This window comes from Actinoplanes sp. NPDC049681 (assembly GCF_044465265.1).
Lineage (GTDB): Bacteria > Actinomycetota > Actinomycetes > Mycobacteriales > Micromonosporaceae > Actinoplanes.
In genome coordinates, this window is the sequence record NZ_JBITLP010000002.1 from 416,244 (window position 1) to 428,101 (window position 11,858).

The 11,858-nt window shown below is 70.6% G+C and carries 13 protein-coding genes and 1 pseudogene; 7 read left to right on the plus strand and 7 right to left on the minus strand.

Going from position 1 to position 11,858, the window contains the following annotated elements; translation table 11 throughout:
* Positions 1–43: 43 nt before the first annotated feature.
* The 5 genes from metF (at position 44) to ACIBO8_RS07400 (ending at position 4,056) form a co-directional block, all read left to right on the plus strand.
* Entirely contained in the window at positions 44–970 is a 927-nt protein-coding gene (gene metF / locus ACIBO8_RS07380) for a methylenetetrahydrofolate reductase [NAD(P)H] (RefSeq protein ID WP_396114262.1), read from the plus strand.
* Between the two features lie 3 nt (positions 971–973).
* Positions 974–1,624 (plus strand): CDP-alcohol phosphatidyltransferase family protein, encoded by a 651-nt coding sequence (locus ACIBO8_RS07385; RefSeq protein WP_396114263.1) that lies wholly within the window; start codon positions 974–976, stop codon positions 1,622–1,624.
* 214 nt (positions 1,625–1,838) lie between these two features.
* Positions 1,839–2,282 (plus strand): HNH endonuclease, encoded by a 444-nt coding sequence (locus ACIBO8_RS07390; RefSeq protein WP_396114264.1) that lies wholly within the window; start codon positions 1,839–1,841, stop codon positions 2,280–2,282.
* A 74-nt stretch (positions 2,283–2,356) separates the two neighbouring features.
* Positions 2,357–2,836, plus strand: a complete 480-nt coding sequence (locus tag ACIBO8_RS07395) for a hypothetical protein (protein ID WP_396114265.1) — start codon at positions 2,357–2,359, stop codon at positions 2,834–2,836.
* A gap of 41 nt (positions 2,837–2,877) precedes the next feature.
* Complete coding sequence (locus ACIBO8_RS07400; RefSeq protein WP_396114266.1) at positions 2,878–4,056, plus strand: MFS transporter; 1,179 nt, start codon at positions 2,878–2,880, stop codon at positions 4,054–4,056.
* Here ACIBO8_RS07400 and ACIBO8_RS07405 read toward each other — a convergent pair.
* From ACIBO8_RS07405 to ACIBO8_RS07435, 7 genes and pseudogenes are all read right to left on the minus strand, one after another.
* Positions 4,001–4,591, minus strand: coding sequence for a cadmium resistance transporter (locus tag ACIBO8_RS07405; protein WP_396114267.1), 591 nt, complete (start codon positions 4,589–4,591; stop codon positions 4,001–4,003). The genes ACIBO8_RS07400 and ACIBO8_RS07405 overlap by 56 nt on opposite strands.
* Positions 4,584–5,237 (minus strand): uridine kinase, encoded by a 654-nt coding sequence (locus tag ACIBO8_RS07410; RefSeq protein ID WP_396114268.1) that lies wholly within the window; start codon positions 5,235–5,237, stop codon positions 4,584–4,586. Before ACIBO8_RS07410 ends, ACIBO8_RS07405 begins: the two co-directional genes overlap by 8 nt.
* Positions 5,234–5,551: a helix-turn-helix domain-containing protein gene (locus tag ACIBO8_RS07415; protein ID WP_396114269.1), complete on the minus strand. Its 318-nt coding sequence runs from the start codon at positions 5,549–5,551 to the stop codon at positions 5,234–5,236. The genes ACIBO8_RS07410 and ACIBO8_RS07415 overlap by 4 nt, the downstream gene beginning before the upstream one ends.
* Positions 5,548–5,912, minus strand: a pseudogene (locus tag ACIBO8_RS07420) (type II toxin-antitoxin system RelE/ParE family toxin). Before ACIBO8_RS07420 ends, ACIBO8_RS07415 begins: the two are co-directional and overlap by 4 nt.
* Positions 5,913–5,993: 81 nt before the next feature.
* Complete coding sequence (locus ACIBO8_RS07425) at positions 5,994–6,737, minus strand: succinate dehydrogenase/fumarate reductase iron-sulfur subunit (protein ID WP_396114270.1); 744 nt, start codon at positions 6,735–6,737, stop codon at positions 5,994–5,996.
* Entirely contained in the window at positions 6,737–8,674 is a 1,938-nt protein-coding gene (locus tag ACIBO8_RS07430; protein ID WP_396114271.1) for a fumarate reductase/succinate dehydrogenase flavoprotein subunit, read from the minus strand. Before ACIBO8_RS07430 ends, ACIBO8_RS07425 begins: the two co-directional genes overlap by 1 nt.
* A 1-nt stretch (position 8,675) precedes the next feature.
* Positions 8,676–9,308 (minus strand): succinate dehydrogenase cytochrome b subunit, encoded by a 633-nt coding sequence (locus ACIBO8_RS07435; RefSeq protein WP_396114743.1) that lies wholly within the window; start codon positions 9,306–9,308, stop codon positions 8,676–8,678.
* A gap of 200 nt (positions 9,309–9,508) precedes the next feature.
* On the opposite strand from ACIBO8_RS07435, the gene ACIBO8_RS07440 reads away from it, so the two are divergent.
* On the plus strand, positions 9,509–10,432 hold the full coding sequence (locus ACIBO8_RS07440; protein ID WP_396114272.1) for a LysR family transcriptional regulator: 924 nt from the start codon (positions 9,509–9,511) through the stop codon (positions 10,430–10,432).
* 75 nt (positions 10,433–10,507) lie between these two features.
* Positions 10,508–11,851: a phosphatidylserine/phosphatidylglycerophosphate/cardiolipin synthase family protein gene (locus tag ACIBO8_RS07445; RefSeq protein ID WP_396114273.1), complete on the plus strand. Its 1,344-nt coding sequence runs from the start codon at positions 10,508–10,510 to the stop codon at positions 11,849–11,851.
* The last annotated feature ends 7 nt before the right edge of the window (positions 11,852–11,858 follow it).

The following is an 11,858-nucleotide window of genomic DNA, read 5'->3' on the forward strand; positions in this document are numbered from 1 at the left end:
CTAGTCCGTCGGTTCTCGAGCGCCAGCCGGTAGAGTCTTCGGTGTGTCTCTCGGCCTTCCCTCCCGTCTCCCGGCATCCCCGGCGATCGGCGACCTGATCCGTCGCCCGGCGCCGACGTTCTCGTTCGAGTTCATGCCGCCGAAGACCCGCGAGGCCGAGCAGCTGCTCTGGCGCACCATCCGCGAGCTCGAGCCGCTGCGGCCCGACTTCGTGTCGATCACGTACGGCGCCGGCGGTAGCACCCGCGACACCACCGTCGACGTGACCGAGCGGGTCGCGACGGAGACCACCCTGCTGCCCATGGCCCACCTGACGGCGGTCAACCACTCGGTCGCCGAGCTGCGCAACGTCGTCGGGCGGCTGGCCGGCGCCGGCATCCGCAACGTGCTCGCCGTGCGTGGCGACCCGCCCGGCGACCCGACCGGCGAGTGGGTGCGGCACCCCGAGGGCGTGCTCTACGCCGAGGACCTGGTGCGACTCCTGCGCGAGGCGGGTGACTTCAGCGTCGGGGTGGCCGCCTTCCCGTACAAGCACCCCCGCTCGGCCGACATCGAGAGCGATACCCGCAACTTCGTCCGCAAATGCCGGGCCGGTGCCGACTTCGCGATCACTCAGATGTTCTTCGAGGCCGACGAGTATCTGCGCCTGCGTGACCGGGTCGCGGCCGCGGGCTGCGACACCCCGATCGTGCCGGGCGTGATGCCGGTGCTGCGGATGGCGACGATCGCGCGCTCCGCCCAGCTCTCCGGCGCGCCGTTCCCGCCCGCGCTGCTGGCGCGGTTCGAGCGGATCGCCGACGACGAGGCGGGCGTCCGCAAGCTGGGCATCGAGCTGTGCAGCGAGATGTGCCGCAAGCTCCTCGACGAGGGCGTCCCGGGCATCCACTTCATCACCATGAACCGCTCGCCCGCGACCCGCGAGGTGTGGCAGCAGCTCGCCGGCGCCGCAGCCGCGCCCGCCGCTGCCTGAGCGGTGACCTGGGAGCAGTACGCCGCGGCCTGGTCGGCGCTGCACGGCGGTTTCGACCCCCGCACGGCCTCCCCGGTCGTCCGCGGCTGGGTGCGCCTGGCCTACCGCGGCGGCAGCCTGCTCGGCCGGCTGCGCGTCGGCCCCGCCGCGGTGACCGCTTTCGGTCTGCTGCTCTGCGCCGGCGTGCCGTTCGTACCGTTGCTCGCCGGCGCGGTGCTGGTGCTGCTGGCCGGGTTCGCCGACGCCCTCGACGGGGCGGTGGCCGTGGTGACCGGGCGCACCACCCGGCTGGGCTTCGTGTACGACTCGGTGGCCGACCGGCTCGGCGAGCTGGCGTGGCTGGCCGCGTTCTGGGTGGCGGGGGCGCCGGGCTGGCTGGCGGTCGCCGGTCTCGCGGTGAGCTGGCTGCACGAGTACGTCCGGGCCCGGGCCGCCGCGGCCGGCATGGAGGGGCTGGGCGTGGTCACCGTGGGCGAGCGGCCGACCCGGGTGTCGGTGGCGGTCACCGGGCTGGTCGTCGGTGGCATCGCGGAGCTCGTTCATCCGGGCTGGGACCGGACGGTGGTGGTGGGGGCGGTGCTCGTCTGGGTGGCGCTCGGCCTGATCGGCCTCGGCCAGTTGCTGGTCGCCGTCCGCCGCGCACTGATCGATTAATTGCGTTGTCCGGTTCGGCCGGTCCGCCTACCTTGTGTCTCGACGACGTGGCCCGGATCACCGGGCCTGAGGAGATGACATGACGGCTTTCCGGCACGGAAGCAGGGGTCACCGACGCGGTTGATCGCATCAGCGACGACCGTCGCCGCTCACCCCGTGCTGTCCGGGGCCGGGCGGCTTTTTCATGCGTGGAGCACAGAGGAGGTGGCCCGCGATGAGCGTGGTCCTCGTTCTCAACGCCGACTACGGGCCGCTGCACCGGGTCAGCGTCCGGCACGCCATCCGCATGCTTTTCCGCGAGGTGGCGGTCGTGCAGGAGGCGCAGCCCGATGCGCGCATCGGCGTCTTCCCGATCCCGACCGTCGTCCGCCTGGTCAGCTACGTGGTCACGCGCTGGCGGCACAGCCGCGGCCCGGGCTGGTCCCGCGGCGGCGTGCTGACCCGTGACGGGCGCCGCTGCGGCTACTGCGGCCAGGCGGCCTCCACGATCGACCACGTCCTGCCGCGCTCGCGGGGCGGGGGCAACACCTGGGAGAACACCGTCGCCGCGTGCGGGCGCTGCAATCAGCGCAAGGGGGACCGTACGCCTGCGGAGGCGCGGATGCCGCTGCGCTGGACGCCGACGGCGCCCAGCTGGCTGGAGTCGGCCGCGCGGTGAGGACGGCGGCCGGTGGGAGAACACGGGGGCCCGCCGGTCGTCCACCTCAGGAGCTGTCAACGTACCGTTGACACATGGCGATCCTGGAGCAGCTCGCTGAGATCGGACCCGCCCGGGCCCGTCTGGACGAGCGCGAACTGGAGCTGATCGACCGCGCCCGGCAGGCCGGCGCCACGTGGACGCAGATCGCCGGTGCGCTCGGGCTGGCCAGCCGGCAGGCCGCCGAGCAGCGCCGGCAGCGGCTGATGGCGGCGGCCCGGTCCCGCCTGCGCGACGGCGACCTCCGGTACGCCCACAGCATCGTGGTCCTCCGCGAAGCCGTCTCCGACCTGCACCGCAGCATCGCGGCGGACGGACGCTGGGCCGGCCGCTTCACCCGCGCGCCGCTGGTGCGGGACACCGTCGGGACCGCCGTGGACGCACCGCCCGGCGGCCTCTACGCGCTCGCTGAGCAGGCCGTGCAGGACCTCACGCGAGCCGGTGGCTCCGCACTGCCGGGCCACGTACGTCTGGCAGTGCAAAGGGTCAGAGAGGCGTTGTCAACAGATCATTGACAGCCTTGCCATGACGAGACGCAACTCCGGAGGATACGGAGGTGCGTCGTAACGCAATCTTGTTCGTCGGCATCTCGCTGCTCTCCGGCTTCGGCAGCAGCGCGATGTCGCTCGTCGCGGGCATCTGGATCCTGGACCTGACCGGTTCCCCGAGCCTCGCGGGCCTCGCGGGGCTTTGCGTCTACGCGCCCGCTATCGCCGGTCCTTGGCTGGGCGGGCTCGTCGACCGCGTCCCCCGGCGAGCCCTGCTCATCACGACGAACGTGGTGCTGGCGGCCGTGCTCCTGACGCTGCTCGCCGGCCGGGCGTGGCTGATCTACACCGTCTCTTTCGCGTACGGGCTGAGCTACGTCCTGCTGGATGCGGGCGAGTCGGCGCTGCTGCCGTCGGCGCTGGCCCCGGAGGAGCTCGGTGCCGTCAACGGCTGGCGCTCCAGCGCGCAGGAGGGCATGAAGCTGGTCTCTCCGGCGGCCGGAGCCGCCGTCTACGCCTGGCACGGCGGACCGGCGGTGGCCGTCCTCAGCGCGCTGATGCCGCTGGTCGTCGCGGTCCTGTACGCCCTGCTCCGCTTCCCCGGCGCACTCGTCCCCCCGCCGCGGACCACCGAGCGGGGGTTCCGAGCCGGCCTCGCCGTCCTCCGAGGACGCCGGATCCTGCGCGTCACCGTCCTGCTGGCCGCGGTCTCCATCGCCCTCTCCGGCTTCGCGACGGCCGCCGTGTACGCGGTGGTCACCGACGACCTGAACCTGCCGAGTACGTTCCTCGGCGTCCTGATGAGCGCCCAGGGCGCCGGCTCGATCGTCGCCGGGCTGGTCGCCGGCCGCGTCATCGGGAGGTGGGGCGCCGTCGCGACCGCCGTCGCCGGTGCGGTGCTGTTCGCGGCCGGGCTCCTGGCCCGCTGCGTGCCGTGGTGGCCGGCGCTCGTGACGGGCGCCGTGGTCGGCGGGGTCGGCCTGCCCTGGACGCTGGTCGCGGCGGTCACCGCGATCCAGCTCCACACGCCCGCCCACCTGCTCGGCCGGGTCTCGGCGACGGCGAACACGGCGATGTTCGGCCCGATCGCCCTGGCGAACCCGCTCGGCTCCGCCGCGGTGGTGCTCGGCGGACGCCCGAGCTTGCTGGCGGCCGCCGTGCTCGGGCTGGCCGTGGCCGGCGTCGCGGCGATCAGACCATCCGCGCCAGCACACCGGACTGGGCCACGATCACCACGCCGATCGTGACGAAGACCAGCGGGACGAGCCAGTGGCCGTACCGCTCGGCGACCGCGATGACCCGCCGGTGCGAGCCCAGCCAGGATGCCGCACCGCACCAGACCGCTACCAGCACCGCGAAGACGGCCACGGTGGTCACGCTGCCGCTCACGCCCAGCGTGCGGAAGACCGGCGTGTACACCGCGATGTTGTCGGCCCCGTTCGCCACGGTCACGCCGGCGACCGCGAACGCGTTCCCGGCGGTCACCGTATCGGTGGCGTCTCCGTCGCTGCGCAGCGCGCCGATGAGACCCCGTACGCCCAGCGCGATCGGCACGAGGCCCAGGAGCCCGGTCCACGGGTCGGGCACGATCGTCAGCCCGAGCGCGGCCAGCGCCGACACCGCGACGAGGGCGGCGATGCCCGCGTACTGACCCACCCAGACCTGCCAGGGTTTCGGCTTCCCGGTGGCGCGGGCGGCGAGGAACAGCACGGTGAGCACGATGATGTCGTCGACGTTGGTGCCGGCGAAGATGCCGGCGGCGGCGAGAACGATGTCACCCATCGGCACCGGCCAGGCGCGGACGGGACAGGTCGGTGTTGTCGACGACCACGGATGCCCGCTTCCACGGCTCGCACGCTGCGAAGTAGAGGCGCTGGCCCTGCACGTACCGCGCCTGCGAGGGATGGCCCGGATCGGGATGCGAGCCGTCCCGGGCCGCCATGCGCGGCACGGTCACGTCGAACGGGGCGGCGAGGAACACGGAGAAGTCCCAGAACCCCGCCAGTTCGTCCCGGTGAAGGAACAAGCCGTCGACCACGAGCACCGCATCAGGTGGCGCGACGAGCCAGGGGGAATCGAGCACCTCGTCCGTCGCGACGTCGTGCACGGCCGGGCGGTATCTGCGGCTGCCGCCCGTACCGAAAGGGATCAGAACATTGTCGATCAGCGCAGCGTAGTCATAGGAATCCAGCCAGAAACCCTCGGGTGACCGGCGTCCGCGCCGATGACGTACTGCCGCGGGGTGATGGAAACCGTCCGCCGAGACGTGCACCGCGGGGCGACCGGCGGCCGCGAGCTCGGCGGCCAGGCGCCGGGCGAAGGTGCTCTTCCCGACGCCGTCCACCCCGTCCACCGCGACCCGGACCGCCCCACCGGGAAGGAGCGCCGCAACCGCACCCGGCGACCCGTCCAGTGACGCATCCGTCATGCGATGGCGGCGATGTTGCCGTCGTCGAAATGGATTGCTTGGTGCAGACGGCCTCCGAGGGCCGTGGCGTAGCGGGCAAGCACCTCCTGGCCGGAGATCTTTCCTTGTTCGATCTGGGACACGCGTCCCTTGCTGACGCCCATCCGGTCGGCGACCTGCTGCTGCGTCAGTCCGCGGGCCCGGCGTACCTCGGCCAGGCGGTGCCCGATGACCGCGCTCAGCAGCTCCTGCTTGCCGGCTTCCACGGCATGCTCGCCCCCGGCCCGCTCGACCTGCCCCGAACGAATGTCACTCCAGCGCACGTAGTCGCTCATGGCTGCCGGCCCTCCTCTTCGGCGCGTTCCTTCAGGTGCGTCTCGTAGCGCTGCTCTGCCAAGGGGATGGCTTCGGTGTACCACTCGTTCCAACGGCCGCTCTTGTCCCCGGCAACGAGCAGAATGCTGGAGCGCCATGGGTCGAAGGCGAACAAGATGCGCACGTTCCCCGGGCGGAGTTCCTCGACGTTCGCGATGGAGGAGTCGCGGATGGTGTCGACCAAGGGGCGCCCGAGCCCGGGGCCGATGTCGGCGAGGAGGTCGATGGCCTGCACTACCCGGGCGTGGGAAGCCGGGTCCAGGCTCTCGAGCCATCCCGAACCTCGTGGACGAGGTAGATATCCCACCCTTCGGCTGCCACGGCCCAAGTATAGCTAACGGTATACCTTGGGAGGCTGCGGCGGCGGCCCGCCGGGGTGGCGGGCCGCCGGTCGCGGTGGGATCAGTTCTTGCGGACGGCCTTGCGGTAGTCGTTGTTGAGGCGGCCGATCAGGGTGAGCGGGATGCCCTTCGGGCAGACGGTCGTGCATTCGCCCATGTTGGTGCAGCCGCCGAAGCCCGCCTCGTCCTGAGCCTCCAGCATGTCCACCACGCGGCTGTCCCGCTCCGGCTGGCCCTGCGGCAGCAGGCCCAGGTGCGCCACCTTCGCGGCGGTGAAGAGCATGGAGGAGCCGTTCCGGCACGCCGCCACGCAGGCGCCGCAGCCGATGCAGGTGGCCGCCTCGAAGGCCGCGTCCGCGTCCGCCTTCGGGACCGGGGTGGCGTGCGCGTCGGGGGCTGTACCCGTGGGGGCCGTGATGTAGCCGCCCGCCTGGATGATCCGGTCGAAGGCGCCGCGGTTGACGACGAGGTCCTTGATGACCGGGAAGGCGGAGGCGCGCCACGGTTCGACGTCGATGACGTCGCCGTCCGCGAAGTGGCGCATGTGCAGCTGGCAGGTCGTCGTCGCCCGCTCGGGTCCGTGCGCCACGCCGTTGATCATCATGCCGCACATGCCGCAGATGCCCTCGCGGCAGTCGTGGTCGAAGGCGATCGGGTCGTCGCCGTCGAGGATCAGCTTCTCGTTGAGGACGTCCAGCATCTCGAGGAAGCTGGCGTCGGGCGAGATGTCCTTCACGTCGTACGTGACCATCCGGCCCTTGTCGTCGGGACCGGCCTGGCGCCACACGCGTACCTGAATGTCCATTACTTGTAGCTCCGCGTGCTCGGGTGGACGTACTCGAAGTCCAGCTGTTCCTTGTGCAGGGTGGGGGTCTGGCCGTACTCCCAGGCCGCGACGTAGCCGAACTGGTCGTCGTGGCGCAGGGCCTCGCCGTCCGGGGTCTGGCTCTCGGCGCGGAAGTGGCCGCCGGCCGACTCGGCGCGGTGCAGCGCGTCGATGCACATCAGCTCGCCGAGCTCGAGGAAGTCGGCGACGCGGCCGGCCTTCTCCAGGTTCTGGTTGAGCTGCTCGCCGGTGCCGGGCACCTTGACGCGGGTCCAGAACTCCTCGCGCAGTCCGCGGATCAGGCCGATGGCCTTGGTCAGGCCCTCCTCGGTGCGCTCCATGCCGCAGTACTCCCACATGATGTGGCCGAGCTCGCGGTGGAAGGAGTCCACGGTCCGGTCGCCGTCGACGGAAAGCAGCTTCTGGATGCGCTCCTCGACCTGGGTGCGGGCCGCGACGACCTGCTCGTGGTCCGGCGAGATCTTCTCGTACGGGCCGGAGGCGAGGTAGTTGGCCAGCGTGTGCGGCAGCACGAAGTAGCCGTCCGCGAGGCCCTGCATGAGCGCCGACGCGCCCAGCCGGTTGGCGCCGTGGTCGGAGAAGTTGGCCTCGCCGATCACGAACAGGCCGGGGATCGTCGACTGGAGGTCGTAGTCGACCCAGAGGCCACCCATCGTGTAGTGCACGGCGGGGTAGATGCGCATCGGGACCTGGTACGGGTCCTCGCCGGTGATGCGCTGGTACATCTCGAACAGGTTGCCGTACTTGGCCTCGACGGCGTCGCGGCCCAGCCGGGAGATGGCGTCGGCGAAGTCGAGGTAGACGCCGAGGCCGCCGGGGCCGACGCCGCGGCCCTCGTCGCAGACGTTCTTCGCCGCGCGCGAGGCGATGTCGCGGGGGACCAGGTTGCCGAAGGAGGGGTAGATCCGCTCGAGGTAGTAGTCGCGGTCCTCCTCGGCGATCTCGGCGGCGGGCTTGCCGCAGTCCTCGCGGCGCTTCGGAACCCACACCCGGCCGTCGTTGCGCAGCGACTCGCTCATCAGGGTGAGCTTGCTCTGGTGCGAGCCGGACTCGGGGATGCACGTCGGGTGGATCTGGGTGTAGCAGGGGTTCGCGAACAGCGCGCCCTTGCGGTGCGCCCGCCAGCTCGCCGTGACGTTGCAGCCCTTGGCGTTGGTGGACAGGAAGAACACGTTGCCGTAGCCGCCGGAGGCGAGCACGACCGCGTCGGCCAGGTCGGTGGTGATCTCGCCGGTGACCATGTCACGCACGACGATGCCGCGGGCCTTGCCGTCGACCACGATGAGCTCGAGCATCTCGTGCCGGGCGAACATCTCGATGTTGCCGAGGCCGATCTGCCGCTCCATCGCCTGGTACGCCCCGAGCAGCAGCTGCTGACCCGTCTGGCCGCGGGCGTAGAACGTGCGGGAGACCTGCGTACCGCCGAACGAGCGGTTGTCGAGCAGGCCGCCGTACTCGCGGGCGAACGGCACGCCCTGGGCCACGCACTGGTCGATGATGTTCACGCTGACCTGGGCGAGCCGGTACACGTTGGACTCGCGGGCGCGGAAGTCGCCGCCCTTGACGGTGTCGTAGAACAGCCGGTAGATCGAGTCGCCGTCGTTGCGGTAGTTCTTCGCGGCGTTGATGCCGCCCTGCGCGGCGATCGAGTGCGCGCGCCGGGGGCTGTCCTGGTAGCAGTACGAGCGGACCTTGTAGCCGGCCTCGGCCAGGGTCGCGGCCGCGGAGCCGCCGGCCAGGCCCGTGCCCACGACGATGACGCTCAGCTTGCGCCGGTTGGCCGGGTTGACCAGCTTGGCGGAGAACTTGCGGCGGTCCCAGCGGGTCTCGATCGGGCCGTCGGGCGCCGCCGCGTCGGCGATCGGGTCGCCCTCGGTCCAGAAGGATTCGGTCATGTCAGTCCACCAATCCGGTGAGCACGGCGAACGGCACCGAGAGGTAGCCGGCGACGAGGACGACGGAGAGCACGAGGGCCACGGCCCGGGCGATGCGCTCGCCGCGCAGCGTGCGCTGGCCCAGGGTGCGGACGGCGCTGAACAGGCCGTGCCGCAGGTGGAAGCCGACGCTCACGATGGCCAGCGCGTAGAAGAGCGTGACGTACCAACGGCCGGGCGCGAAGTCGGCGACGACATTGGCGTACGGGTGCTGCGCGTCGGCGTTCGGGTTCAGCGTGCCGGTGGTCAGGTCGAGGATGTGGTAGATCACGAACAGCAGGATGATGACGCCGCCCCAGCGCATGGTCCGCGCCGCGTAGCTGCCCTGCACCTTGGTACGGCGTACATATCGCACGGGCCGGGCCTTGCGAGCCCGCCGGGCGAGGATGGTGGCCGCGACGATGTGCCCGACGACCGCCACCGTGAGGGCGAAGCGCTGGATCCACAGGTACCAGGTCTCCGGCAGCAGCGGTACGCCGATCGTCCGCAGCCAGTGCGCGTAATGGTCGAAGCTCTCGGCGCCCAGGAAGATCTTCAGGTTGCCGATCATGTGCGCGTACAGGAACGCCACCAGGAGCAGGCCGGTGACCGCCATGAAGAGCTTGAGCGCCACGGACGAGCGCATGCCCCGCGGCCGCCGCTTCGCAGGGGCCTTCTTGTCGAGGGCCTTGCGTGCGGGCTGAGCCGTCGCCTTGGGGGGAGGAGTTCTGGTATCTACCGCCACACCCTGGACGGTAGGAACCGCGGAGCGATTCGTCTAATGCATGATCGAGGTAGTGCTCATAGACGTAGGCTATGCATGTGCAGCTCCAACAGCTCAGATACTTCCTAGCAGTGGTAGAAACACGGCATTTCACCCAAGCGGCCGACTCGCTGGGCGTCTCACAGCCGACTTTAAGTAAGCAGATTCACACCCTCGAAGAGACGCTCGGCGCCCCCCTGTTCGAGCGTGCCCGCGGCGCTGTCGCCCTGACCGCGGCCGGCGACACCCTCCTGCCCTTGGCACGCCGGATGATCGCCGACGCCGACGCGGCCCGCGACGCGGTCCAGGAGATCGTCGGGCTCCGCCGCGGCCGCGTCCGGGTAGGTGCCACCCCCAGCCTCTGCTCGTCACTGGTGCCCACCGTGCTGCGCCGGTTCCGCGCCGAACACCCCGACATCGAGCTGCACGTCAACGAGGGCAGCTCCCAGGACCTCATCGCCGACCTGCTCGCCCGCGACCTCGACCTCGCCCTGATCGTCCAGCCCGAGCAGGGCGTCGACCCGTCGCTGCACGCCGCGCCGGTGCTGCGCGAGAGCCTCGTGGTCGCCTCCGTCGCCTCCGGGCCGCCGCCGACCGCCGGGGCCGAGCTCGCCCTCACCGACCTGCGGGACACCCCGTTGGTGATGTTCCGCCCCGGCTACGACCTGCGGGACGTGACCCTGGAGGCGTGCCGGCGCGCGGGCTTCGCCCCGCGGTTCTCGGTCGAGGGCGGGGAGATGGATGCCGTGCTCGCGTTCGTCGAGGCGGGCCTGGGGGTGGCGCTCGTACCGAGCATGGTGCTGGTGAACCGGCCGTTGCTGCGGGCGACCCCGCTCGCGCCGCCGGGGATGCGCCGGACGATCGCGCTCGCCCACCGCCGCCGGGCCGTGCTGCCGCATGCGGCCGAGGCGCTGCGCGCCACCCTGCTCGACCACATCGCCACGGGCGAGCTCCCGATCGGCGTCCAGCCCCTGTAGACAGCTGTTGAGGCGGGGCTGCGGTGAATGCGCCGGTTCGCTAAGGTCGGCACCCTTCGAACCGGGAGATCAACAGTGAAGCGTGCAGTCAAAATTCTCTTTGCGGCGACGGTGAGCGCGTTGCTCGCCGTCGGTGGCGCCGTGGTGGCAACCGGCGCCGAGGCAGCCGAGCCGGACCCGGTCTTCGGGGTTCCGGTCTTCAACGACCCGGTCGGCAGCGAAGCCGCCCAGTACGCCATCTTCCAGCAGCTGGCCCGCCTGATCGATCGGGTACCGGCCGGCGAGACCATCGAGATGTCCTGGTTCGAGTTCAAGACGCCGGACTACGCGGACACCGCGGCGCGGCCCAACATCACCGACCGGTTGATCAAGGCACACCGGCGCGGCGTCAACGTGCGGATCCTGCTGGACGGCAAGGTCACTGACGGCAGCTCCAACGCGACGCAGCCGCCGTACCTGAGGTTGAAGCCGGAGCTCGGCACCAACGAGACCGCCTCGTCCTACATCCTGCTGTGCGCCAAGAACAAGGGCTGCATCGGCAAGCGCAAGATCGGCGACGCCGATGCGTACAACCACAACAAGTTCCTCACCGCGACGAAGGTGGTGCTGAACAACGGCGCGGTGAAGACCGGCGTGGTGTTCCAGTCGTCCGGCAACCTCGGCACCTGGGACGCCGACACCGCCTACAACAACGCGATCACCTGGACCGAGGCGTCCTCGTACGCCAACTACAAGGCGTACTTCAACGACCTGAAGAAGTACCGGACCAGCAGCACCGGTGACGACAACTACTACCGCGTGGGCGCCTCCGCGGATCAGTACAAGACGCACTTCTTTCCCCGCAAGGAAACCAACGAGGACGTCAACCAGGCCTCCACCGACACGATCGTCAACATCCTCGACTCGGTGAAGTGCTCGTACGTGGGCCAGACCGACGGCAAGCCGCACCAGACCGACATCCGCATCGTGATGTGGGCGCTGACCCGCACCGCCGTGACGAAGAAGCTCGCCGACCTGGTGAAGGACGGTTGCTGGGTCGACGTCGTCTACTCCACGACCAGCACCTCGGCGCTGCACGCCCTGCAGGACGTGGGCAACAGGGAGATCGGCATCACCTCGTGCGGGGTGCAGTACGACAACCGGACCATCAAGGCGCACAGCAAGTACATGCTGATCGACGGGGCGTACGACGACGACCAGATCCCGCGCGTCTTCATGGGCAGCCACAACTACTCGATCACCGCGCTGCGCAACGCCGACGAGTCGATGGTGCGGATCCGCGACGCGAGCGTGCACGGGGCCTACCTGCACTCCAACTTCTACAAGGTGCGGGACTTCTGCCGCACGAACACGAGCGCGGCCGCCGCGGCGACGACGGTGCTGAGTGATGAGGCAGCGCTCCGGTTCGACGAGGGCTGACAGCACC

Bases quoted from the DNA above. Each gene is read 5' to 3' on its own strand.
- ACIBO8_RS07390 (WP_396114264.1), top strand. From the start codon at position 1,839: ATGAGCGTGGTCCTCGTTCTCAACGCCGACTACGGGCCGCTGCACCGG.
- ACIBO8_RS07395 (WP_396114265.1), top strand. From the start codon at position 2,357: ATGGCGATCCTGGAGCAGCTCGCTGAGATCGGACCCGCCCGGGCCCGT.
- ACIBO8_RS07405 (WP_396114267.1), bottom strand. From the start codon at position 4,591: ATGGGTGACATCGTTCTCGCCGCCGCCGGCATCTTCGCCGGCACCAAC.
- ACIBO8_RS07410 (WP_396114268.1), bottom strand. From the start codon at position 5,237: ATGACGGATGCGTCACTGGACGGGTCGCCGGGTGCGGTTGCGGCGCTC.
- ACIBO8_RS07415 (WP_396114269.1), bottom strand. From the start codon at position 5,551: ATGAGCGACTACGTGCGCTGGAGTGACATTCGTTCGGGGCAGGTCGAG.
- ACIBO8_RS07425 (WP_396114270.1), bottom strand. From the start codon at position 6,737: ATGGACATTCAGGTACGCGTGTGGCGCCAGGCCGGTCCCGACGACAAG.
- ACIBO8_RS07430 (WP_396114271.1), bottom strand. From the start codon at position 8,674: ATGACCGAATCCTTCTGGACCGAGGGCGACCCGATCGCCGACGCGGCG.
- ACIBO8_RS07435 (WP_396114743.1), bottom strand. From the start codon at position 9,308: ATGGCGGTCACCGGCCTGCTCCTGGTGGCGTTCCTGTACGCGCACATG.
- ACIBO8_RS07440 (WP_396114272.1), top strand. From the start codon at position 9,509: ATGCATGTGCAGCTCCAACAGCTCAGATACTTCCTAGCAGTGGTAGAA.